Genomic DNA, 22680 nt, shown 5'->3' on the forward strand with positions numbered 1-22680 from the left:
GTAAAGCGCGTTACCAGGCGTGGTAATTCTACGCTTTAATCTAACGCGATCAATAAAGAGCAGAGTAGAACTTAAAGTTTACGCCATTACCCGCCCGGACGAACCGCCCCGTTGACATTGCTAACCCGAACGATTGAGACCATTTTTCAGTTATTAAGTGCTCTCTCAGCTTTAAGCTTCAGGTCTTGCCACACGCCCTTTCCGGGCTGATAAGAGAACACGTTACGGTAAAATACTCGCCTCAGTCATTATATCCCCGCAGATAAAAGCGGGGATTTTCATCATGGTGAGCGTGTTGCTTACCTGGCATGGCGCTAAAAGTCAGCCAGTTCAGCAATATGTTTGCCGCTGCGCAGCTCCAGAAAGTCGAGCAGGCGACGCGGCGTGACATTTAACACCCGATCCTCAGGAAAATCCACCTCGCGGGCGATGCGCAGGCAGTGATCGAAGTGACCCAGCGTAAACGCGGTGTGGGAATCGGAGCCAAATGCCAGCCGTCCACCGGCATCGCGCACGGCGGCGGCGATAGCCCGGCAGTTCGGTTCACTGCCCGGACGCGAATGGGTAAAGGAGGAGTTGTTCAGCTCCAGCGCCACATCGTAGTACGCGGCTGCCTCGGCGATAGCCGGGATATCGACCGGGAATTTCGGGTTGCCTGGATGACTGATGATATGGACCAGCCCGCCCGCCATCGCAGCGATCATCGCATCCGTGTGATGTTTCCGGTCGCGCGGCGCATAAACCGGCTCGTGAAAACCGGCGACGATCAAATCCAGCGCATCGAGCATCGGGCCGGAACAGTCGATTTCGCCCTGCTGATTTTTAATATTGGCTTCGATACCGCGCAGAATACCCACGCCATCGATCACGCGCGGCCAGACGCGCATATTAATGAAGTGCCAGTAGTGCGGCGCGTCGGCCATGTCGGGGCCGTGATCGGTAATAGCAAACAGTTTCATGCCGGTTTGCTTCGCCTGAGTCACGTAGTCGTGCAGCGTGCTGTAAGCATGCGTGCTGGCGATGGTGTGCATATGCAGATCTACCGGATACATCCTCTTCTCCTGCTGATTGCCCCTGACGGGGCCGGTTCATTAATAGCCGCGCTGACGATCCACCCTGCCCTGCGGCGGCTCGCCTGCCTGGTCCTGGGTGATGGCGCGAGCGATGTAGCCGATAGCTTCGTCGATCAAGGTTACCGCCGCATTATGGGGCGTGATCGTGACGCGCGGATGTGACCAGAGCGGATGCGCTTCGGGCAGCGGTTCAACCTGAAAGACATCCAGCGCCGCCGCTTTCAGCTGCCCGCTATTGAGCGCGGCCAGCAGATCTTCTTCCACCACCTGCGCGCCACGCGCGATGTTGAGGAAGAAAGCGCCGTGCGGCAGCTGCTGTAAAAAGTGGTGGTCGATAAGATTAATGGTTTCTTGCGTGCTCGGCAGCAGGTTGATCACCACCCGCGTCTCCTGCAGAAAGGCAGGCAATGCATCGCGACCGGCAAAGCTGGTCACGCCATCGATCGCTTTGGGCGAGCGGCTCCAGACGCGTAACGGGAATCCCCAGGGTTTAAGGCTTTCCGCCACACTCTGGCCCAGCACGCCCGCCCCCAGGATGCCGATAGTAAAGTTTTCACGCGTGTAAGCGGGCAGTGGCTGCCAGCACTGTTGCTGCTGCTGGAGACGGTAGTCGTCAAAACGGCGGAACCAGCTCAGTACGTTGTGAACCGCATACTCCTGCATCTGCCGCGCCATGCCGGTATCTTCCAGCCGGTACAGTGGCACGCTGTCGGGCAGCATCTCAGGGTTCTGCTGCAGCTGTTTCAGAATCTCGTCCACGCCTGCCCCCAGCGCAAAGACGCCGCGCAGGGTGGCGCGTCCCTGCAGCATTTCTGTGGGGGGCGAACGGACCAGCGCGTAATCAGCCGGACCCTTATCGCCTGGCTGCCAGGCACGCACCCGCGCCTGGGGCAGACGCTGTTGTAAACCGTTAATCCAGGCCGCTGCAGACTGCGACGGGTGATACCAGATGATCTCCATCCTGCTCTCCTTTTTTTCTTTCAGCGTCAGGGAAAAGCGTGGTGAGAGCAAGAAAAAACCAGCGTAATAAAGCGGTTTTTTCCATAAAAATAATTCCCGTGGCTTCACATTTCCGGCTCGCTTCAGGGTGAAGTGGTCAGATAAGGTCTAAAGTTGGTCCTGTGGTCAATGCGTTACGCGCGGCCGCGTTTCGGACAAGGAGAAAAACCGATGACAAAAATTGAGGTAAACGCCGCTCCACGGCGTCAGCGTTATGCGCCCTTTCTGCTCACGTTGCTGCTGAGCGTACCCGCCTTCACTGCCCAGGCCGACGACAACAGTCGCATGCTGAATAATCAGCCGCAGCCGCCTGACGTTCGTTTAGGACCGCTGTTTAATGCCGTGCAACAGGCGAAGTTCTATCCCGATCAAAAGACCTTTGCGGATGCGGTGCCGAAATTCGATCCCGCCTCAATTCTTGCCGACTGGCAGATGCAGAAGAAACAGCGCAATTTCGATCTTAAGCGTTTTGTGGATGCCAACTTTACCCTGCCCGCGGCCGGTGACAAATATGTGCCGCCAGCCGGACAAAACCTGCGTGACCACATTGATGGCCTGTGGCCGGTGCTGACGCGCACCACCAGCAGCGCCGGTCAGTATGACTCGCTGCTGCCGTTGCCCAAACCCTATGTGGTGCCAGGCGGGCGCTTCCGCGAAGTCTATTACTGGGACAGCTACTTCACCATGCTGGGGCTGGCCGAGAGCGGGCACTGGGATAAAGTGCAGGATATGGTGGATAACTTCGCCTCGCTGCTCGACCGCTATGGCCACATTCCCAACGGCAACCGCAGCTACTATCTGAGCCGGTCACAGCCGCCGTTCTTCAGCCTGATGGTCGATCTGCTGGCGACGCACGATAACGGCAAAGCCTATACCCGTTATCTGCCGCAGCTGCAGAAAGAGTATGACTACTGGATGGCAGACAGCGATAAAGTCGCGGCGGGCGCAGCCAGCAAGCGCGTGATTAAGCTGGCGGACGGCAGCCTGCTCAACCGCTACTGGGATGCGCGCGACGTGCCACGTACAGAATCCTGGATGGATGACATTGCCACCGCCCAGAAAGCGCCGCAGAGGAATAAAGCCGAACTCTACCGTGAGCTGCGTTCCGGTGCGGCGTCGGGCTGGGATTTCAGTTCGCGCTGGTTTACCGACGCGCATAACCTGTCGACAATTCGTACCACGCAGCTGGCCCCGGTTGACCTCAACAGCCTGCTGTTCCATCTGGAGCAGACCCTGTCGAAAGGCTATCAGATGAACAAGCAGAGCGATCTGGCGAAGCAGTTTGCCGATCGCGCGGAGAAGCGCCAGGCGGCGATCAACCGCTATCTGTGGGACAGCAAACAGAACTGGTACGCCGATTATGACTGGCAGAAAAAGCAGGTCCATCCTCAGCTGACTGCTGCCGCGCTGTTCCCGCTCTATCTGCAGGTCGCCAGCGATAAGCAGGCTGAAAGCACCGCCAGCGCGGTAGAAAAACAGCTGCTGAAACCTGGTGGTCTGGTGACCACCACCGTGAACAACGGTCAGCAGTGGGATGCACCCAATGGCTGGGCACCGCTGCAGTGGGTTGCTGTGGAAGGTCTGGAGCACTACAACCAGCCAAAACTGGCGAAAGAGGTGGGATTACGCTTCCTGCAAAACGTTCAGAACACCTATGACCGTGAGCATAAGCTGGTGGAGAAATATGTCGTTGATGGCAAAAATCTCGGCGGCGGCGGTGGCGGTGAATATCCGCTGCAGGATGGCTTCGGCTGGACCAACGGCGTCACGCTGAAACTGCTGGATAAGTACTGCCCGAAAGATAAAACCTGTAACAGCGCCCACGATATTCCGCAGGCGTCTGCCTCACAACCTTAATCCACTCTGGATACCTCTGGCCTTGCCGGGGGTATCCCCACTTCATTTCCGCGAATTTTACTTGACCTTCTTTCATCAACAGGCAAAATTGCAGCCAATTTACAAAAGGTAATAATTCTCATTATGATAATGAGATTGCCTATCAAAGCTTTTATTCACCTGCCTGAACCTTTGCCAAGAAAGGAATTTTGATGAAACTGTCATTGTCGCTGAAAGGTTATGTTCCCCTATGCACCCTGGCGCTGACCGCGCCTGCTCTGAGTTATGCTGCCGATATGGTGGTAACCGCGCAACCGCAGGAAGATTCGACCTCGCCGACCCAGGGCTATCTGGCGACGACCAGCCAGGGCGCAACCAAAAGCGATCGTCCGCTCATCACCACGCCGCAATCGATTTCCGTGGTCACCCGTCAGCAGATGCAGGATCAGGGCGCGCTGACCCTGAATCAGGCGCTGGGCTATAGTTCCGGCGTCTTCACCAACTTTGGGGGTGCCGCGACGCGTTACGACACTATTTCGCTACGCGGCTTCCATGGCGGCGATACCGATAATACCTTCCTCGACGGCATGCGACTGATGAGCGACGGTGGCAGTTACAATGTATTGCAGGTCGATAACGCCTTCCTTGAGCGCATCGACGTGATCAAAGGCCCCTCTTCTGCGCTCTATGGTCAGACGGTGCCGGGCGGACTGGTGAACATGGTCACCAAGCGTCCTCAGTTCAGCGAAGAGGGTCACATCCAGTTGCAGGCGGGCAGCAACGCCACCACCGGCACGATGTTTGACTATACCAATGCCATCAACGATCAGTGGGCGTTTCGCCTGACCGGCGTGACCCGCAACAGCGATACCCAGTACGATCACACCCGCGAAGAGAAATATGCACTGATGCCGCAGCTGATGTGGCAGCCGGACGAAGATACACATCTAATCCTGAAAGCCTATCTGCAGAAGGATCCGTCGGGCGGTTATCACGGTTCGGTACCGGGTGACGGCAGCCTCACCGAACACAACGGCTACAAGCTGAGCAACGGCTTTTATGAGGGCAACAGCGATCTCGATCAGTTCAAGCGTCGCGAGCAGATCTACAGCTTCGATTTCGCCCATCGCTTCAACGACGTCTGGTCATTTTACTCGACCGGCAGCTACAGCCACTCGAATGTCGATCTCGATCAGGTCTATCAGGTTGGCTGGGATGAAAATAATCCCGACCTGCTGAACCGTTCTTACTCCGGTGAGCGCTCGTCGCTCTCTGCCTGGTCCACCGATAACCGCTTACAGGCGGAGTTCGACACCGGTGAACTGGAGCACCGCGTCACCCTGGGTGCCGAGTATCATCGTTACAAAAATGAGATCAACGCGGCGGGCGGTTCAGCCAGTCAGCTCAATGCCCTGACCGGCGAGCAGGTAGGCGACATGCCGGATTACACCTGGGCAGATAAAACCCGTCGCTACTATCAGACCGGCCTCTATCTGCAGGATGAGATGAAGCTGGATCGCTGGCATCTGGATCTCTCCGGTCGTTATGACCGCATCGTCGCCAATAACAGCGGCAATGAGCGTCGTCAGGATGATCACATCAGCGGCCGCGCTGCGCTGCTCTATGCCTTCGACAACGGCATCTCGCCTTATGTGAGCTGGAGCCAGGCAATTACCCCGACCGCGCTCACCGATTCCAACAATAACCTGCTGAAGCCCACCACCGCGGAGCAGTATGAAGCCGGGGTGAAATATCAGCCGGTCGGCACCCGCGATCTCTATAGCGTTGCGGTCTATGACCTGACGCAGAAAGATGTGGCGAACCGGGAAGCACCGACGCCGTTCTTTACCCCTTCGGGCAAAGTGCATTCACAGGGCATTGAGCTGGAAGCGCGTAATCAGTTAACCCCGCGTCTGAGCACCGTGGCGAGCTATACGCTGAATCATCTGCGCTTTAAAGAGTCGGTGGATGGCAACGACGGACATACGCCATATGTCACACCCAACAGCATGGCTGCACTCTGGGGTCACTATCAGTTTGATTACGGTCTGAGTGCGGGTGCGGGCGTGCGTTACATCGGCAAACAGTGGGCGGACAATGAAAACACCACCCGTGTGCCGTCGGTGACGCTGTTTGATGCGTCAGTGCGGGCCGATCTCGGCGTCTGGAACAGCAGCCTGAAAGGTGCCTGGGTGCAGGTCAACGCCAATAATCTGACCGACCGCACCTATGTAGCGGGCTGTTACGGTACGGGCTTCTGCTACTGGGGCGCAGAACGCAGCGTGATGGCGACAGTCGGTTACGACTTCTGATAGCAAAATAAGAGATAAAAAAAGGGGACGAATCGCTTCGTCCCCTTTTTCGTTTAAACCTTTACGGTCAACTGCGTACTTTGCGGTAGATGAACAGCACCACGATGGCACCGATAACAGCGACCACGAAACTTCCGAAGTTAAACCCATCGACGCGGCCGAAGCCAAACAGCGTACTGATCCAGCCACCCACTACTGCACCGATAATACCCAGAACGATAGTCAGAATGAAACCGCCACCGTCTTTACCCGGCATAATCCACTTCGCCAGAATACCCGCGATTAAGCCAAAGACGACCCAGGAAATAATACCCATCTGTTGCTCCTTCCTTTTTTGATTAAATCGTGAACGCCTGATTAATCAAGCGGTTTACCGCGATAAGTATAACCAGCTTTTCAAAAAATGCCTGCCTGCTCACAGTTATTATTGATGAATAGCATGCTAAAGCTTTTTTTTGCCGCGCCGATAACCGAGACGAGGCAAAAAAACCGCATCAATAAAGTAACCCCCCTTGTGGAGCAGGACGTGAAAGAAGCCGACCAGGAACAATATCTAAAACGTGGCACGCTGGCGGTTCTTGGCGTTATGAAAGATCTGCTGCGATTGCAGACGCCATTACTGGTGCGCTTTCCGCGTGGGCAGTTTATCAGCCGGATGCTGGCTGCCGATGAAGATCGCATGCTGTTTGACCTCGGCAGTAATAATCTGGATAACGATTATGCCCTGACCAGCGACGATCTCAGTATCACTGCGGAAACCTACGGCGCTAAGGTGGAATTCAGCCTCGCCGCGCTGGAAATCGTGGAGTTTGAAGGGTTACCCGCTTTCAGCGCGCCGCTGCCAGACCTGCTGTGGCAGATCCAGCGACGTGAGTTTTTCCGGGTCTGCGCTCCGCTGGAGCCGCAGTTCTGGTGCTATACCGTGTGGCCCGATGGCAGGAAAACGCGCCTGCGTCTGCAGGATCTGTCGCTGGGCGGTATCGGCGTGCTGGTCGATGAAGCGCTGCCGGACGGGTTGCAGGACGGTGACAGTTTCAACCCGTTCCGGGTCGAGCTGGGCGAGTATGGCCATTTTGACGTGCCGGTAAAGCTGCTGAGCATTGGCGAGCGCAGCGTGGTGACCGGCAAAAATGAAACCCGCATCACACCGCGACTGAGCTTTCGTTTTGCCACGCTGAACCCGGCGCAGGAGCGGCAGCTTCAGCAGATTATTTTTGCCCTTGAGCGCCTGGCGCGCGATAAATCGACCCGATTCCAGTAACCGCTTTACGGATGCGCCACACAGGTGGGCCGCATCCAGGCTATGCTTCTTGCTTGTTTTCTTTTAAACCGGAACCCAGCAAGGAGACCCTCCCCAATGGAAAACTGGCTCTCTTCACGTCGTTTTCACTCCCTCTTTTTTAATCAGGAACTCTGGCTAAACAGCGCCATCGTGGTGGTGTCCACGCTGGTGATTTACTGGATATTACGTACTCTGATTCGCTTTATCTCCAACCGGATTGCCCTTTACAGCGAACATCGTCATGTTCGCGCCACTGCGATTCTGGTGGAGATATTGCGCAGTACCAGCCAGACCCTGCTGCTGATCTTTTCGCTGCTGATTGCCCTGAAGTTTGTCGATCTGCCCGCGTCGTGGAGTGTAACCATCGCGCACGGCTGGTTCCTGGCGCTGATTGTGCAGCTCGCTCTGTGGCTCGACTGTGGCATCCGGCTATGGCTGAAAAGTCTGCTGCGTGACCCGCTGCACGTGCGCAACCCGGTCACTACGGTGATCCTCGGGATTCTGCTGCGGGTGGTGGTCTGGATCATGATGTTCCTGGCCATTCTGTCGAACATGGGCATCAACATTACCGCACTGGTCGCCAGCCTGGGAGTCGGAGGTATTGCGATTGCGCTGGCGATTCAGACCGTACTGAGCGATGTGTTTGCTTCGCTGGCAATAGGCTTTGATAAGCCGTTTGAGCATGGCGATTTTATTGTCTTTGGTGACATTGCCGGTTCCATTGAGCATATCGGCCTGAAAACCACCCGACTGCGCAGCCTGAGTGGCGAGCAGATTGTCTGCTCAAATACCATTCTGTTGCAGCAGACGATCCACAACTATAAGCGCATGCAGCAGCGCCGCATCGTCTTTAAGTTTGGTATCAGCTATGCCACGCCGTCAGAGCAGGTCCGGGAGATCAGCCCGCTGGTGAAAGAGATTATCCAGGGCGTTGAGACCACCCGTTTTGACCGCGCCCACTTCCTGGCCTTTGAGGATTCAAAACTGACCTTCGAAGTGGTCTATTTTGTGCTGGATGCGGATTACAATAAGTACATGGATATACAGCAGGAGATTAACCTGCAACTGATGGCAGCACTGGAAGAGCGAAATATCCGCTTCGCCTTCCCGATTCGTCAGGTGGAGTTCAGCGGCGGCAATCTGCCACCGGTGGATCTGGTTGCGGTACAGAATGATGATGACGAGGTGCGCAGAATGGCGCGCTAAACCAGTGCCCGCCTTTCTTTTCAGGCGTGGCGCGCATACAAGCCGGTGCGGGCGGAATCGTGACCGCACCGGCTGCTTCATCCCTTGCATTCAGCCGTTCCGCCTTACCGCTTACTGATGCCGGTAGCAGCTCACGCCGAGATACTCACTGAACGCTTCCTGCAGCACACCAGCCGTGGCAGAATGGTTCATCGCCACATGATGCTCAAAGCCGTTACGGCAGATCCACGCCAGCAGTGTCTCCAGCTGCGGCACCTGGATCACCGCACGGCAACCTACCGTGTCCAGCGGATCGGTGACCGACATTCCCTCTCCCACATAGGCTTTGATTTCGCCGCTGAAGTCGTCGGTAGAGAGGCGGAAATAGGTCAGATCGCCCTGCTTCATGCGGCCATGCACTGCGCCACAGGTGTTCTCTTTGCCCACGGTGGTGCCGATGATATCCGCCGTGCCCATGGTCGCTGACTCCAGGCTGGCGCTGGCGAAATTACCGCAGTGAAACAGCACACATTTGTCCCGCTCGTCGCCAAAGTTGTTGTTCCAGTCTGCCAGCGAGGCGGGGTTCAGCGAGCAACTGGCGAGCGCATACATCGACAGCGCCCCCATCACATCCACTTCGCAGGCGCTGGGCATCAGCTGGCCCGACATCACACTCATGATTGAGCAGACGTTAATGCCCAGATTCTCCTGCAACGACGTCCAGCACTGAATGGCGGTGGTATCGATATCGTTGTCGCTGATCCACTCGCTGATCACCACAAACAGTTTGGCCATAGTCACCAGTTTTTCACCCGGAATACCGCGCGCATCAGCGTTGGCCTCCAGGATTTCACGCTTCTCTGCCACGCGGATATCGTCATCGCGCAGCCGGTTGGTGCGGGTAAAGATCTCCGATAAATCCAGGGTCTCCACCGCGATGCCCATCTTCTCCAGCAGCTTTTCGCTGTAGCGCACGGTGTTGAATCCGGCGGGCCGGGCACCAATCGCCCCGACGCGTACCCGCCGCATAGCATTCACCACCCGACAGAGCTGGCTGAACCGCTGCAGATCCTGCATAAACACGTCGCCGCTCAGGGCGCAGACGTGCTGACGGGTCAGCGTAAACGGGATGCCATATTGCCGCAGGTTGTTGCAGAGTGAAATTTTGCCGCAGAAGCTGTCGCGGCGGGTCGCCAGTCCCATTTTATCCAGATTGTCCTCTTCGGCCTGCACCAGCACCGGCACATTCAGCCCGGCGAGACGCAGCGCTTCCGCGATGGCTTTTTCATCACCAAAGTTAGGCAGCAGCACCACAATGCCGTGAATCGCTTCGCGGTGCTGACGAAACAGCGCGGCACAGGTTTTCGCCTCCTGACGCGTCTCGACGCCGCCCAGGTTGGTCTGGTTCTCATCCAGCATCACCGTATTAATGTTCATCTTTTCAAACAGCGCGACCGCCTGCTGGCGCGCCTCGCCCACCAGATAGCTGGGAAAAAAACCCCGGTTGCCAATAATGACGCCGAAGGTTAACTGCTGAGGAAGTGTTGACATGGCTCTGCTCCGGATAAGGATTAATGTGGCTGATAACGACAGCGTGCAACGGCGTCAATCCAGCCTTTATAGTTTTCCTGCATACGCTGCGCGTGCTCTTCACGCGGCATGATGACGCTGCCGCCCTGCAGCGCCTGCATATCACTGCCCTGCTGCCACCATCCCAGCACTTTGCCTGCCAGCAGTGCCGCGCCCAGCGCGGAGACCTCGGCGGTAGGCACCCGCTGCAACGGCCGCTGTAACACATCCGCCTGTAACTGCATCAGCCAGCTATTTTCGGTGGCGCTGCCATCCACACAGAGCGCCGGAAGCTGCTGGCCGCTGGCCTGCTCCATGGCAAAAAAGACGTCGGCGATTTGCCAGACGATCGACTCCAGCGCCACCCGCGCCAGCACGGCGGGTGTGGCGGCATCCGTCAATCCGCACACCATGCCGCGCGCCTGCAGATCCCACCAGGGCGCGCCCAGGCCAGAGAGCGCCGGGACAAAATAGATGCCCTGATTATCGTCGCAGCGCTGCGCCATCGCGGTGAGCTCGCGCGGCTCCTGCACGCCGAGCATTCTGCCCAGCCAGGCGGCACCGGAACCGGTGTGGGTAATGTTGCCTTCAAAGGCATAACGCAGCGTGCCGTCGTGCCAGGCTACGGTGGTGCTGAGGCCATTTTCCGTCAGCAGCGGCGTCGCCATGGACATCATCAGTGAAGATCCGGTGCCGTAGGTGGCTTTCACCACTTCAGACTCGCCGCGCCGCTGCGCCTGTAAGGCGGCATGAGAGTCGCCGATGCGCGCCAGAATCGGCGTGCCTGGCGCTAAGCCGGGAATATCACTCACCGCGACCACGCCCTGTTCACTGGCTGAGGCGGTGATGCGCGGCAGCGCGGCGCGCGGCAGCTGAAACAACGTCAGCAGCTCGTCGTCCCAGTCATTAAGATGCAGGCTGTAGAGTTGAGTACGGGAGGCGTTAGCATGATCGGTAATAAATACCTCGCCCGCGCTGAGCTGCCAGCTTAGCCAGCTGTCGACCGTGCCGATACAGAGCTCACCCGCCGCCGCCCGCGCCGCGCCGTCGGGAATGGCGGCCAGCATCCCGGTCAGCTTGGCGGCCGGAAACATCGGGTCAACGGCCAGGCCGGTCAAACCGGTGATGCGAGGTGCTTTGCCCGCCTGACGCAGGTCGCGACAGAGTGACTCGGATCGTCGATCCTGCCAGCTCACCAGCGGCGTCAGCGGCTTGCCGTCACGCCGCTGCCAGATCAGTACCGACTCGCGCTGATTACTGATCGCCACTGCCGCGACAGGCGCGCCACCACAGGCTGCCAGGCAATGGGTAATGGCCTCTTTTACCGCCTGCCAGATCGCCACAGGGTCCTGCTCAGCCAGTCCCGGCTGCGGGTGTTGCAGGGTTAAGCTCTGGCTGCCGCGTGCCACCACGCGGCCATCGCGATCAACCGCAATCGCTTTAGCATTGGTAGTGCCTTCGTCGATCGCCAGAATCAGGGGTCCCACCATGTTTATGCTCCTGCGCAGATGCGCGCTGCACTGTTCACCACGCTACTGGCATCAATGCCATGATGGGCGCGGGTAGAGGCGCGATCGCCGGCAATTGCATATTCCCCATCAGCAATGCCGAGCCGCAACAGCGGGATGCCGCAGCCGCCTTCCGCCAGCACTTCGGCCACCAGGCTGCCGACACCGCCATTAACGTTATGCTCTTCTACGGTAATCACCGCTGGGTAGTGATTTAACAGGTTGCGCAGCTGTTGGGTATCACAAGGTCGAATCGATGGAACCGCGATCACACCGGCTGAAATGCCCTGCTCAGCCAGTTGCTCAGCAGCGTGAACCACCTCGTGAACCGTTGAGCCCATCGCCACCAGTGCGATGTCGCTGCCTTCACGCAGCAGGTCGATCGCGCCCGGCCTGAACTGGTAGCTTTCCGCGTGCAGCTGCGGCAGATCTTTGCCATCCAGACGGATATAGACCGGCCCGACATGCTCAAGGGCGTAATCGATGATCTGACGGCACTCCAGCGGACAGGAAGGCGCATAGATCTCGATGTTGCCGAAACCGCGCATCACCGCAATGTCATCAATGCTGTGATGGGTACTGGCTAACGGGCCATAGCTGGTCCCGGCATTCAGCCCGAACAGTTTGACGTTGGTGTTGTTGTAGCAGACGTCGACTTTTACCTGCTCATTGGCGCGTGACACCAGAAACGGCGCAGCATTACAGGTCACTGCGACCTTGCCGCCCAGCGCCAGACCGGCCGCCGTGCCCACCAGCGTCTGCTCAGCGATGCCGACGTTAATCAGCCGGTCGGGAAACGCCTTGATAAAGGGGGCGATTTTGGCCGTCGACGTGGAGTCGGCTACTACCGGCACCAGATCCACACCGCGATTCACTGCGTCGATAAAGGCCGTGACCATGACGCTTGCTAAATGTTGTGCATTACTCATCTTTCAGTTCCTCCAGTGCCAGTGCGATCTCTTCGCCTTTCGGCACCCGGTGATGCCATTCCGCCTTGCTCTGGATAAAGGAGACGCCAAATCCCTTCTCGGTATGCGCCACAATCACCTGCGGTTTGCCGTTCTTCGGCAGGTTTTCAATGGTGTCGACCACCGCCGCCATATCATTGCCGTTGCATTCGGTGACCTCCAGCCCGAAGGCGCGCCATTTTTCCGGCAGCGGATCGGTGTTCATGATGTCGCGGGTCGCGCCCGCCAGTTGCAGCTTGTTTTTGTCATTGATGATGATCAGGTTGTCGAGGCCGTAATGCGCCGCCACCAGCGCCGCCTCCCAGTTGCTGCCTTCAGCTAGCTCACCATCGCCGGTCACCACAAAGATGCGGCGCGGGCTGTTATCTTTTTTCGCCGCGATAGCGATGCCCACCGCCACCGGCAGGCCGTGACCCAGCGCGCCGGTGTTCAGCTCAACGCCCGGCGTTTTCTGCCGTACCGGATGGCCGGGCAGATGCGAGTCGGCATGCTGATAGGTTGCCAGCCAGTCGGTCGGGAAGTAGCCCGCTTCCGCCAGCACGCAGTAATAGCCCCCCACCGCATGCCCTTTGGACTGGATATAGATGTCACGCTGATCGTCGTCTGTACGATCCGGGGCGCAGTTCAGAATGCGGAAGTAGAGCGCGGTGAGGATCTCTACCTGTGACAGGTCAGCGCCGGTATGACCGCCTGCCGGGCTGCCCGCGTTAAGCTGGATGATGCGGCGGCGGATTGCCCGCGCCCGGCGCTCAAGGTCATCGACCGGAAGATTGAAAGGATTCATACACTACCTCTGAATTTTAAATCGGTTATGAATATATATTCACGTCGGTTAAAAAATTTTGTGCCTGAAAAAAGGGGCTAATAAACTAAACTGCCCTTTGTTCACTACTCTGCCCATTAAACCGGGCAGGCCGTCCGCTGCCATGAATCACTCAGCGGCACCTCCTGTCAGGTTTCACGCACTTCCCCGTCAGGGTTTTGCCGGTGTCCCCTCCTCGATTAACGCTTTCTGAGCCACCACGGCCGCCTTCTGCTGCATCCGGCTCTGGGTCTGGTCGATGATCACCGCGATGATAATCACGATGCCTTTGATCACCATCTGCCAGAATTCACTGACACCCATCATGATCAGGCCATCCGCCAGAAAGCCGATGACGAACGCACCAATCAGCGTGCCGAGGATGGTGCCGCGTCCGCCCGCCAGCGACGTGCCACCCAGCACCACGGCGGCAATGGCATTCATCTCAAACGCGGTGCCGTTAGCCGGATGGCTGGCGACCAGTTGCGATGAGACCACGATGCCAGCAATCGCCGCGCAGAATCCTGACAGGGTGTAGACCAGAATTTTTACCTGCCGGGTTTTCACACCCGACAGTTCAGCGGCACGTTCATTGTCTCCGATGGCATAGACCTGACGGCCAAACGGCAGGCGACGGGCGATGTAGGCGATCACCAGCGCCAGCACCACCATCATCCAGATGGCGTAAGGCAGCCCGAGAAAGGTTCCGGCACCAATCCGATCGAAACCGGTATTGCCCAGTAGCGGATTCCCCTGCAGACCGGGAAAGGTCTCGCCACCGGAGGTAAGCATCGCCGCGCCGCGCAGGATGTACATGGTGCCGAGGGTGCAGATAAAGGGGGCCACGTTGTAGCGGGTAATGATCCAGCCGTTGCCCGCGCCAATCAGCGCGCCGATCAGCAGCACCACCGGCACAATCACCCAGACGCTGGGAAAAATAGCGATGCCAAACATCGGCAGCACAATGCCTTTGGTAATCAGCCAGCCGGCGATCATGCCGCACAGTCCCAGCGTCGCCCCAATCGACAGGTCAATTCCCGCCGTGATAATGACAAAGGTGATGCCCAGCGCCAGAAAGGCGTTGATGGCGATATGTTTCACCATGATCACCAGGCTGCCGGTGGCGAGAAAGTCCGGCACGGTGATGGCGAAGAAGCCGACGATCAGAATCAGCGCAATAAAAGTGCGCAGCTTCAGAAGCAGCAGCAGAATGCTTTCACGTGAACTGAACGCCTTAGCCGGAAGTGTGGTCAGCGCGACGCTGTCATTGCTTTTCATGCTCAGAACCCCTGCGCACTTGCTTTCACCAGCGCTGCCTCTTCCGCCTGGTCGCGGGGAAGATCAGCCGTAAGTTTGCCGCCCGACATCACCAGGATGCGATCGGCTACCGCCATAATCTCTTTCAGGTCCGAGGTGGAGAACAGTACTGCAATGCCCTGCTGCGACAGCGCCACCATCATGCGAAATACCTCTGCTTTTGCACCGACATCAATGCCGCGACTCGGCTCATCCAGCAGCAGCAGACGCGGATTGGTCAGCAGCGCGCGGCCAATCACCACTTTCTGCTGGTTGCCACCACTCAGCGCGCTAATGGCCACGTCCGGCGAGGAGATTTTGATCGCCAGGTTGCCCACCGTCTGGCTTACCGCCTGCTGCTCCGCCTGATGGGCAATGGCAAAGCGATGCGACAGACGCCGCCACAGGCTGGCGATGGTGAGATTACTGGCGACCGATGACACCGGGAAAATCCCGGCGCGTTTGCGATCTTCCGGCACCAGACTCATGCCCATGCGGATACGGTCAGCGGTGGGCAGACGGGTCGGCAGCGGTTTGCTGTCGAGCCACAGCTTGCCCAGATAGTGGCGCTGACTGCCAAGCAGACACTCAAACAGCTCGGTGCGGCCTGCGCCCATCAGCCCGTAAATCCCGACAATTTCCCCGGCCCGCACCTGAAAACTGACGTCATCCACCAGGGTATTGCCATTGGGGCTGACGCAGGTAATGTGCTGCGCCTCCAGCACCGGCGCGCCAAACTCACGCGCTTCCGGCAGGAAGGTGGTGACCGGTTCACTGCCCAGCATCTCACGCACGATCCACGGCACATCGATGCTGCTGACCGGCGCTTCGGCCTGAAAGCGCCCGTCGCGCAGAATGGTGATCACGTCGCCAATTGCCATCAGCTCTTCCAGCCGGTGGGAGATGTAAATCACGGTAACGCCCTGCTGCGTCAGGTCGCGAATCACCCGGAACAGGATCTCCACTTCGGTTTTGCTCAGCGCCGAGGTCGGCTCGTCGAGGATCAGGATGTCCGCATCTTCCGCCAGCGCTTTGGCAATCTCGACCAGCTGCTGCTGACCCACCTTGAGATTACCGACCCGCTCATGGGGTGAAATCGGCTGATCCAGGCGCGCCATCAGCGCGGCGGTGCGGCGAGCCTGCTCCGCCTCGTTGATCGGGGCCAGGCCGCGCTGGATCTCCCGGCCCAGAAACAGGTTTTCAGCCACCGTAAGGTTCTCAAACAGATTCAGCTCCTGGTGCACCATGCCGATGCCGTGCCGGGCGGCGTCGCGGGTGCTGCTCAGCGTCAGCGGCTCGCCATTCAGGAACAGCGAACCGGCCGTGGGTTGCTGTACCCCGGCCAGAATTTTCATCAGGGTCGATTTTCCCGCCCCATTCTCACCGATGATGACGTTAACTTTGCCGCGCCAGACCCGATAATCGACGCGATCCAGCGCCAGCGTGCCGGGAAACAGCATCGATATCTGTTCGGCCCGCAGAATGATCTCATCGTCCATCAGGGCGTCCCCCGCTTCAGCTCAACCGCTACCACATCTTCAACGCTGTTCTGCCCGATGGTTACGGCCAGCAGCGCCTGCACCGGCTGGTTGACCCAGCTGGCATCCAGCGGTGGCAGTTGCTTCACCGCGTGACGGTTCAGCGCCCGGGTCAGCTGGGCGTACTGCACCTGATTAGTAAACTCTTCGAAACGGAATCCGGCGGCATCCCGGATAGCGTTACTGCGCAGTACCGGCCCGACACTGACCGCCACCGGCTTGCCGTTAATCATCAGCGTCAGCGTGCGTTCACGCGGGTTACTCTCATCAAAGGCGCTGGCTGTCCCCCCGGCTCGCACGAAGACGCTTTCGCGCCCGCCGGGTTTGACCGTCTGACTTTTCGCCTCCATGTCGGCCCAGCTCAGCGCATGGCTGTTCGCGGTGGTCATCACGCGCGGCTGCCAGGTCTCTTCCGCAATCTGCTGCGGTGTCTGGGTGGTATAGCTGGGTTTCGCGTGCGGATCCTTCGGCAGGATCGGCTTACCGTCCGCATCCAGATCCACCACGGTGCAGGCGCTGAGTAGCGCCATACCGGTCAATACCGCCAGCATCCGTTTCATGGTTATTTCGCCAGGTTGAAGTTTTTCAACTTAGCGGCGTTGCTGTCGTCAATCAGCACGCAGTCCATCAGCTGCTTCTCCTGTTTCTGCGCTTTGCCGTTCTTCAGGTAGTAATCCGCCTGCGTGACCGCCATCTGCGCCTGATCCCAGCCCGGCTGCAGTACCGTCGCTTTAATATTGCCTTTGTTGAGGATCGAATCGCGGGTGTAGTCGCTGCCATCAAAGCCCACCACGATCACCGATGTTTTCCCGGCGGCTTTCAGCGCGGCTTCGGCACCCAGCGCCATGGTGTCGTTACCGGAGATGACGCCCACGATGTTGGGGTGTTTCTGCAGCAGGGTTTCCATGCGGCTGAAGGCTTCGGTCTGGCTCCAGTTGGCGCTCTGCTGAGCCACCATTTTCATGTCGCTGTAGTCATCCAGCACATCGTGATAGCCCTGCGACCGCACGCCCGCGTTGGTGTCAGACTCTTTGCCCAGCAGTTCAACATAGTCCCCTTTGCCGCCCAGCAATTTCGCAAATTTCTCCGCGCCCAGCTGCGCCCCCTGATAGTTGTTAGAGACGATCTGCGCCACCGCGATGCCGGTTTTGTTGATCTCCCGGTCAATCAGAAAGGTCGGGATCCCGGCATCTTTGGCTTTCTGCACCGGTCCGACGGTGGCGTCGGCACCAGCGTTATCAAGAATGATCGCTTTGGCTTTGCGCGCAATCGCGGTCTCAATCAGCTGGTTTTGCTTGTTTACGTCATCATCGTGCGACGCCACCAGCGTGGCGTAACCCAGCTCTTTGGCTTTCGCTAAGGCCCCTTCCGCCTCGGCTTTAAAGAACGGGTTGTCATGGGATGGGGTGATAATCGCCAGCAGGCCTTGCTCTGCCGCCAGCGCGGTCGCTGAAAAGGCGAGCATCGATGCGAGCAGGGTCAGTTTGATCAGAGGACGAGTCATTATTTTTCTCCGTTTGAATATATATTCACACGCGATTTTATATGCATAATGACTATGCGCCCGCGCTGACGTGCCGTCCAATGCGCGATCGTCAAAAAGCGAAAACGATCACAAATTAGCCTGCGTTGTGATTTTGATCATCCTGGTTAACAATACCGGGCAGAATCAGAGAGGGAAAAACCGATGGCAAAACAGGATGAACAGCGATTGATGGTGAAAATTGCCACCCTTTACTATGTCGAAGGGTTGAAGCAGTCAGAGATTGCGCAGTCGCTGACCTTATCGCAGTCGTTTGTCTCACGCATTCTTAATCGCAGCGTGAAAGAAGGTGTGGTCAAGATCAGCGTGGTGCCACCAGCCAACGTCTACCCTGAGCTGGAAAAGGCCATTGAGCAGACCTATAACCTGCCGCAGGCGATTGTGGTGGATGTGCCGGACCAGGCATCGCCGCTGCAGATTAAGCAGGCGATTGGATCGGCGGCCGCTCACTATCTGGAGACCCGACTGCGAAACGATGAGCTGATTGGTATTTCGTCATGGAGCGGCACGATCCGGGCGATGGTGGATGCGCTGCATCCGCTCAACAGCGCCTGCAAAGGGGTGATCCAGCTGCTGGGTGGCGTCGGGGCTAACGGCAATGTGCAGGCGACGATTCTGACGCAAAATCTGGCGGCGCTGCTGAACTGCCCCGCCTGGCTGCTGCCGTCGCAGTCGATTGAGCATTCGGTCAGCGATCGCCAGCGGCTCTCTGCCAACGCAGAGGTCGCCGAGGTGCTGAGTAAATTTGAGCAGGTCGACCTGGCGATTGTCGGCATTGGCGATCTGGAGCCGTCGGCGCTGTTACGTAATTCGGGCAACTACTACGATGGCAGGATGCTGCAAACGCTGGCGGCGCGCGGCGCGGTAGGCGATATCTGTCTGCACTATTTCGACGCCTGCGGACAGCCGGTGCTGAAAGCAGAAGAAGATCCGGTGATTGGTATGGAGCTGGCGCAGGTGAAACAGTGTCCACAGGTGGTCGGGCTGGCAGGCGGAAGAGAAAAAGCGCAGGCGATTCGCGGTGCGCTGCTGGGCGGCTACATCAAGGTGCTGATCATCGACTATCCCACGGCGCGGCTGCTGCTCACGCCGCAGGATTCATCACAACCGGTCAGATAGTGCGGTAAGCCGTGGTGACTTTCCACAGATAGCGCGGGGCCTGCGCCGCCGGATGCTTGTTCTGCACATGCTGATAGAACTCATCCGGTGACATGGCATTGATCATCGCAATGGCCCGATCGCGATCGCTGGAGAAAGTCCGCAGTAACGCCCCTGCACCGTTGGCATAAGAGACGATGGTGGCATAGCGCAGGGTCAGCGGATCGCGGATGCCCGACAGCGCGGAGTTCTGCAGAATGCGGATATAGGCGGTGCCGATATCAATATTTTTGGCCGGATCGCGCAACTCGGCATTCGACGGCTGACCACGACGGCCCAGCGTGCGATAGACTTCGCGCCCGGCGGTCGAAGCTTTAATCTGCATCAGCCCCACCGCATTTGAACGGCTCACCACCCCCGGATTTCCACCCGACTCGACACTGATAATGGCGCTGATCAACTTCTCATCAACGCCATAATGACTGGCGGCATCTTCGGTAAACATCGCCCAGGTGCCATTGACGCTGGACGGCGGTGCCTGAGTTAATGGCGTGTTGCGCTGCTTAACGGCATGGTGCGGTGGCTCGCTGGCACAGCCGGTCAGGAGTAACGCTGAGAGTATAAGGTGTCGGATTTTCAGCAATTTTTCATCTCGTAGCTGTTGTGGCGAATGCTATCATACCCAGGCAGCCTGAGAGCAAAATTACCGTTTATCCTAAATGCATGAAAATGCGGCGCGTACCGTGACTTCAGCGGCGCTTTTCGCCATCATCGCCGTCAGTCAGGCGCTAACAGCAGGAAAGTATGATGATTTCACGTTCAGTTCGTCTTATCTCCCCCTCCGGTTACTGTCACAATCAGCCTGCGGCGCTGCAGGGCATTGCACGACTGCGTGCGGCCGGCCATCAGGTAGAGAACGAGCAGGTGATCACCCGCCGTTTTCAGCGCTTCGCCGGTACGGACGCGGAGCGCCTGGCGGATATCAACCAGCTTGCCAGTCTCAGCACGCTGCCCGATGTGGTGCTGGCGGTGCGTGGCGGTTATGGTGCCAGCCGGTTACTGGAGTCCATCGACTACATCGGCCTGCAACGCCGTCTGCTGAATCAGCCGCTCGCGCTGTGCGGCCACAGCGACTTCACCGCGATTCAGCTGGCACTGCTGGCGCAGGTCGGCCTGATTACCTTCAGCGCACCGATGCTGGCCGGTAACTTCGGCGCCGCGACCTTATCTGAATTTACCCTTCACCACTTCTGGCAGGCACTGACTTCACCTACAGTAGAGGTGACATGGCAAAGCGAAACGCCTGATGAGGGCGAGTGGCAGGGTACGCTGTGGGGCGGGAATCTGGCGATGATCTGCTCACTGATTGGCACGCCGTGGATGCCGCAGTTTGAGAACGGCATTCTGGTGATTGAGGATGTGAATGAGCATCCGTTCCGCATTGAACGCATGCTGATTCAGCTGCAGCAGAGCGGTATTCTGGCGCGACAGCGGGCGATCGTTACCGGCAGCTTCACCAGTACAGCCCTGACGGAATATGACAACGGGTTTGACTTCAGCACCGTCTGGCAGCGACTGCGTGACACCACCGGCCTGCCGCTGATTTGTGGATTAGATTTTGGTCATGCCGCTGACACCGTAACACTGCCTTTGGGTGCCAGCGCACGATTAGCGGTCAGCCAGGGCCACGCCCGTTTGCAGGCGACCGGGCATCCCGTCCTGCGGGAATAGCGTTTGTTTCAGGAGATCGACATTGAAGCCGTTGTATGACGATTTGTGGATCTCAACCCCGGAATTTCCGGTGGAAGATGCCGTTAATGACCTGATGATGCATGGCTTTATGCTGCGTCACCCGCGCGGCAATCTGTTGATTGGCCGCGTAGAAAATCCGCTCGATCATGAAGTCATGGCCGATACCGGCGGCGTGATCCGCCACTACCTCACCCACTGGCATGAATCCGCGCCCGGTGCGGCACTGATCCAGCAGCGCTTCAGCAGCGCACTTTACTGCCATAGCCGATCGCTGGGCCCCATCAGCCGTTTTGCTGAGCCTGATGACACCTTTTCGCAGCAGGAGACGCACTTCGGGGATTTCCATCTGCTGCCAACGCCAGGACACACACCGGGCAGTTGCAGCTATCTCTACACCTCGCCGCTGGGGCTGACCTATCTGTTTGTTGGCGATACCGTGACACGTTCGCATGACCGCTGGATCACGGTGCTGGTGCCGGACAGTAATCCGGCTGAGCTGAGCCAGACGCTGGAATTTTACCGCTCCCTGCGTCCCGACGTGGTGCTGATGAGTACCACGCGCGGGCATCTCTCCTGGAAAAAAGTTACGCTGCAGAGCTGGCTGGCCGCGATTGATGAAGCAGAACAGCATCCGCTGGATTTGCGTCAGCAACCATTATTCTGATTACAGGGCTTTCGTCAGATAGTGGCGCTGATGATGCCGCGGATAGTTATCCAGGCTAAAGCGCAGCGTATAGCCGAGCTTTTCATAAAATGGTCGCGCCTGAAAACTGGCGGTATCCACCTGGGCAAAGCGGCAGCCGCGATCCCGCGCCTCCTGCTCTGCCGCCTGCATCAGCTTACTGCCCGCCCCCTGCCCGCGTAGCGCCTCACTCACCCACAGCATATCAATCCGCAGCCAGTTTCCGGCGGTTGATCCGGTCAGTCCGGCCAGCTTTCTGCCCTGGTCATCACGAATAAACACGCCGATCGATCTGATCTCATCAATATTAATATATTTGCTGTTGAACGCAGTCAGACCCAGCCTGACTTCATCCAGATCCTGCGTCGTGACCTTGTCGGTAATCTCGGGTTGCATAGTGGCTCCGTGGGTTAAGTGTCGGAGTGCTGACGATCGTCGTAGCGCTCCAGGCTCAACGCATCAACATCGCGTTTTTCGCTGCGGCTGCAGGGCAGCAGTTTATCGCTGTCGCGGTAGACAAAAAAGGTCGCCTGGCTGCGCTGGTTCACAATCAGCTGATCGCCATTGCGAAAGCGGGTAATCGCCACCTTATCACCCGCCTCTAAACGGGTACGCTGCTGACCGGCAGCAATCTGGAAATGCCCCGGCGGCCACATTAACGTGGTTAACCCATATTCGGCACGCGAAACGGTCATGGTTGTCCGGCCGGGACAGTTAAGCTGAAATTCCGTCTCGCTCCAGGCGGGTGCGATGTGACAGGCCAGCAGGCCCAGGGCAATTAATGCTGCCTTCATGCTGTTTCTCCGCTGATTTTATTGAGGTTTTTTAGCTTAACACATCACAGGACGGAGAAGGGACGCGGGGCAACCCGCAGCAAGACCATTGAAAGATAGAATCGGCGTGCGAAGAAATCTGAAAGTTGAGAAAAAATAAAGTAATCCGGCCAGCGTAACAGGCTGCCACACTGACCGGATATGATTATTCGGCTGCTACCTCGGCGGCCACTAACATCAGTGCCAGCCCGGCATTCTCGCTATCATAAGCCTGCATTGCTGCACGTATATCCGCTGAACAAGCGATCACCTGTTGCTTCTTATCGGCTTCTAACTGGTCAATCGCATGGCGAATAATCATTAGACTTGCTTCTTCTTCGTTCATCATTTATCCCTGAGTTTGCCTAAGTGGTGCGCAAAGGAGCCAAGAATAACGTTTATTGATAAGCAAAGTCACCCTTTTA

22 protein-coding genes are annotated in these 22680 nt (G+C 57.8%); 7 read left to right on the forward strand and 15 right to left on the reverse strand.

Annotated elements, in window-relative coordinates; genetic code table 11:
• Positions 1-314: 314 nt before the first annotated feature.
• Together OK409_RS06840 and ghrA are read right to left on the reverse strand one after the other, a co-directional pair.
• A complete protein-coding gene (locus OK409_RS06840; protein ID WP_264366917.1) occupies positions 315-1052 on the reverse strand; it encodes a phosphatase in 738 nt (245 codons plus the stop codon).
• A 39-nt stretch (positions 1053-1091) separates the two neighbouring features.
• Positions 1092-2033 carry a glyoxylate/hydroxypyruvate reductase GhrA gene (gene ghrA, locus OK409_RS06845; protein ID WP_264366918.1) on the reverse strand — a complete coding sequence of 314 codons (942 nt, stop codon included), beginning with the start codon at positions 2031-2033 and terminating at the stop codon, positions 1092-1094.
• 210 nt (positions 2034-2243) lie between these two features.
• On the opposite strand from ghrA, the gene treA reads away from it, so the two are divergent.
• Entirely contained in the window at positions 2244-3929 is a 1686-nt protein-coding gene (gene treA / locus OK409_RS06850; protein WP_010669886.1) for an alpha,alpha-trehalase TreA, read from the forward strand.
• A gap of 191 nt (positions 3930-4120) precedes the next feature.
• On the forward strand, positions 4121-6220 hold the full coding sequence (locus OK409_RS06855; protein ID WP_089414305.1) for a TonB-dependent siderophore receptor: 2100 nt from the start codon (positions 4121-4123) through the stop codon (positions 6218-6220).
• A gap of 67 nt (positions 6221-6287) precedes the next feature.
• Here the strand turns inward: OK409_RS06855 and OK409_RS06860 are convergent, their stop codons facing one another.
• Positions 6288-6536 (reverse strand): GlsB/YeaQ/YmgE family stress response membrane protein, encoded by a 249-nt coding sequence (locus OK409_RS06860; protein ID WP_010246168.1) that lies wholly within the window; start codon positions 6534-6536, stop codon positions 6288-6290.
• A 210-nt stretch (positions 6537-6746) separates the two neighbouring features.
• On the opposite strand from OK409_RS06860, the gene OK409_RS06865 reads away from it, so the two are divergent.
• Positions 6747-7481, forward strand: a complete 735-nt coding sequence (locus OK409_RS06865) for a flagellar brake protein (protein ID WP_264366919.1) — start codon at positions 6747-6749, stop codon at positions 7479-7481.
• A gap of 96 nt (positions 7482-7577) precedes the next feature.
• Positions 7578-8708, forward strand: a complete 1131-nt coding sequence (locus OK409_RS06870; protein WP_031592912.1) for a mechanosensitive ion channel family protein — start codon at positions 7578-7580, stop codon at positions 8706-8708.
• A 111-nt stretch (positions 8709-8819) separates the two neighbouring features.
• On the opposite strand, the gene OK409_RS06875 is transcribed toward OK409_RS06870, so the two are convergent.
• From OK409_RS06875 to OK409_RS06910, 8 genes are all read right to left on the reverse strand, one after another.
• Positions 8820-10238, reverse strand: a complete 1419-nt coding sequence (locus OK409_RS06875) for an L-fucose/L-arabinose isomerase family protein (protein WP_061901553.1) — start codon at positions 10236-10238, stop codon at positions 8820-8822.
• A 20-nt stretch (positions 10239-10258) separates the two neighbouring features.
• Complete coding sequence (locus OK409_RS06880; RefSeq protein WP_158131790.1) at positions 10259-11746, reverse strand: FGGY family carbohydrate kinase; 1488 nt, start codon at positions 11744-11746, stop codon at positions 10259-10261.
• 2 nt (positions 11747-11748) lie between these two features.
• Positions 11749-12693, reverse strand: a complete 945-nt coding sequence (locus OK409_RS06885; RefSeq protein WP_010246183.1) for a transketolase family protein — start codon at positions 12691-12693, stop codon at positions 11749-11751.
• Positions 12686-13516 (reverse strand): transketolase, encoded by an 831-nt coding sequence (locus tag OK409_RS06890; protein ID WP_010246187.1) that lies wholly within the window; start codon positions 13514-13516, stop codon positions 12686-12688. Before OK409_RS06890 ends, OK409_RS06885 begins: the two co-directional genes overlap by 8 nt.
• Before the next feature lie 189 nt (positions 13517-13705).
• Positions 13706-14812: an ABC transporter permease gene (locus OK409_RS06895; protein ID WP_010246189.1), complete on the reverse strand. Its 1107-nt coding sequence runs from the start codon at positions 14810-14812 to the stop codon at positions 13706-13708.
• 2 nt (positions 14813-14814) lie between these two features.
• The gene (locus OK409_RS06900) at positions 14815-16329 is read right to left on the reverse strand and encodes a sugar ABC transporter ATP-binding protein (protein ID WP_022625834.1); all 1515 of its coding nucleotides are present in this window, start codon (positions 16327-16329) and stop codon (positions 14815-14817) included.
• Complete coding sequence (locus OK409_RS06905; RefSeq protein WP_033771476.1) at positions 16329-16928, reverse strand: DUF2291 family protein; 600 nt, start codon at positions 16926-16928, stop codon at positions 16329-16331. Before OK409_RS06905 ends, OK409_RS06900 begins: the two co-directional genes overlap by 1 nt.
• A gap of 2 nt (positions 16929-16930) precedes the next feature.
• Entirely contained in the window at positions 16931-17872 is a 942-nt protein-coding gene (locus OK409_RS06910; RefSeq protein WP_010246199.1) for a D-ribose ABC transporter substrate-binding protein, read from the reverse strand.
• Positions 17873-18055: 183 nt separating this feature from the next.
• On the opposite strand from OK409_RS06910, the gene OK409_RS06915 reads away from it, so the two are divergent.
• Positions 18056-19030, forward strand: a complete 975-nt coding sequence (locus tag OK409_RS06915; RefSeq protein ID WP_033779397.1) for a sugar-binding transcriptional regulator — start codon at positions 18056-18058, stop codon at positions 19028-19030.
• Here OK409_RS06915 and emtA read toward each other — a convergent pair.
• Positions 19023-19652 (reverse strand): membrane-bound lytic murein transglycosylase EmtA, encoded by a 630-nt coding sequence (gene emtA / locus OK409_RS06920; RefSeq protein WP_010246204.1) that lies wholly within the window; start codon positions 19650-19652, stop codon positions 19023-19025. The genes OK409_RS06915 and emtA overlap by 8 nt on opposite strands.
• 164 nt (positions 19653-19816) lie before the next feature.
• On the opposite strand from emtA, the gene ldcA reads away from it, so the two are divergent.
• Positions 19817-20740: a muramoyltetrapeptide carboxypeptidase gene (gene ldcA, locus OK409_RS06925; RefSeq protein ID WP_010669878.1), complete on the forward strand. Its 924-nt coding sequence runs from the start codon at positions 19817-19819 to the stop codon at positions 20738-20740.
• Between the two features lie 22 nt (positions 20741-20762).
• A complete protein-coding gene (locus tag OK409_RS06930; protein WP_010246210.1) occupies positions 20763-21425 on the forward strand; it encodes an MBL fold metallo-hydrolase in 663 nt (220 codons plus the stop codon).
• Here OK409_RS06930 and OK409_RS06935 read toward each other — a convergent pair whose 3' ends face one another.
• The 3 genes from OK409_RS06935 to OK409_RS06945 form a co-directional block, all read right to left on the reverse strand.
• Complete coding sequence (locus OK409_RS06935) at positions 21426-21839, reverse strand: GNAT family N-acetyltransferase (RefSeq protein WP_010669877.1); 414 nt, start codon at positions 21837-21839, stop codon at positions 21426-21428.
• A gap of 14 nt (positions 21840-21853) precedes the next feature.
• A complete protein-coding gene (locus tag OK409_RS06940; RefSeq protein ID WP_010246217.1) occupies positions 21854-22237 on the reverse strand; it encodes a hypothetical protein in 384 nt (127 codons plus the stop codon).
• A gap of 184 nt (positions 22238-22421) precedes the next feature.
• Complete coding sequence (locus OK409_RS06945) at positions 22422-22601, reverse strand: hypothetical protein (RefSeq protein ID WP_010246220.1); 180 nt, start codon at positions 22599-22601, stop codon at positions 22422-22424.
• Between the last annotated feature and the right edge of the window lie 79 nt (positions 22602-22680).

The organism is Pantoea sp. RG18, assembly GCF_025910075.1.
Taxonomy (GTDB): domain Bacteria; phylum Pseudomonadota; class Gammaproteobacteria; order Enterobacterales; family Enterobacteriaceae; genus Pantoea; species Pantoea agglomerans.

Excerpts from the sequence above, each read along its gene's own strand:
- OK409_RS06935 (WP_010669877.1), bottom strand. The coding sequence starts at position 21,839 with ATGCAACCCGAGATTACCGACAAGGTCACGACGCAGGATCTGGATGAA.
- OK409_RS06880 (WP_158131790.1), bottom strand. The coding sequence starts at position 11,746 with ATGGTGGGACCCCTGATTCTGGCGATCGACGAAGGCACTACCAATGCT.
- OK409_RS06940 (WP_010246217.1), bottom strand. The coding sequence starts at position 22,237 with ATGAAGGCAGCATTAATTGCCCTGGGCCTGCTGGCCTGTCACATCGCA.
- OK409_RS06910 (WP_010246199.1), bottom strand. The coding sequence starts at position 17,872 with ATGACTCGTCCTCTGATCAAACTGACCCTGCTCGCATCGATGCTCGCC.
- ldcA (WP_010669878.1), top strand. The coding sequence starts at position 19,817 with ATGATTTCACGTTCAGTTCGTCTTATCTCCCCCTCCGGTTACTGTCAC.
- OK409_RS06840 (WP_264366917.1), bottom strand. The coding sequence starts at position 1,052 with ATGTATCCGGTAGATCTGCATATGCACACCATCGCCAGCACGCATGCT.
- OK409_RS06885 (WP_010246183.1), bottom strand. The coding sequence starts at position 12,693 with ATGAGTAATGCACAACATTTAGCAAGCGTCATGGTCACGGCCTTTATC.
- OK409_RS06855 (WP_089414305.1), top strand. The coding sequence starts at position 4,121 with ATGAAACTGTCATTGTCGCTGAAAGGTTATGTTCCCCTATGCACCCTG.
- OK409_RS06860 (WP_010246168.1), bottom strand. The coding sequence starts at position 6,536 with ATGGGTATTATTTCCTGGGTCGTCTTTGGCTTAATCGCGGGTATTCTG.
- OK409_RS06875 (WP_061901553.1), bottom strand. The coding sequence starts at position 10,238 with ATGTCAACACTTCCTCAGCAGTTAACCTTCGGCGTCATTATTGGCAAC.
- OK409_RS06890 (WP_010246187.1), bottom strand. The coding sequence starts at position 13,516 with ATGAATCCTTTCAATCTTCCGGTCGATGACCTTGAGCGCCGGGCGCGG.
- OK409_RS06870 (WP_031592912.1), top strand. The coding sequence starts at position 7,578 with ATGGAAAACTGGCTCTCTTCACGTCGTTTTCACTCCCTCTTTTTTAAT.
- OK409_RS06900 (WP_022625834.1), bottom strand. The coding sequence starts at position 16,329 with ATGGACGATGAGATCATTCTGCGGGCCGAACAGATATCGATGCTGTTT.
- OK409_RS06895 (WP_010246189.1), bottom strand. The coding sequence starts at position 14,812 with ATGAAAAGCAATGACAGCGTCGCGCTGACCACACTTCCGGCTAAGGCG.
- OK409_RS06915 (WP_033779397.1), top strand. The coding sequence starts at position 18,056 with ATGGCAAAACAGGATGAACAGCGATTGATGGTGAAAATTGCCACCCTT.
- ghrA (WP_264366918.1), bottom strand. The coding sequence starts at position 2,033 with ATGGAGATCATCTGGTATCACCCGTCGCAGTCTGCAGCGGCCTGGATT.
- OK409_RS06945 (WP_010246220.1), bottom strand. The coding sequence starts at position 22,601 with ATGAACGAAGAAGAAGCAAGTCTAATGATTATTCGCCATGCGATTGAC.
- OK409_RS06905 (WP_033771476.1), bottom strand. The coding sequence starts at position 16,928 with ATGAAACGGATGCTGGCGGTATTGACCGGTATGGCGCTACTCAGCGCC.
- treA (WP_010669886.1), top strand. The coding sequence starts at position 2,244 with ATGACAAAAATTGAGGTAAACGCCGCTCCACGGCGTCAGCGTTATGCG.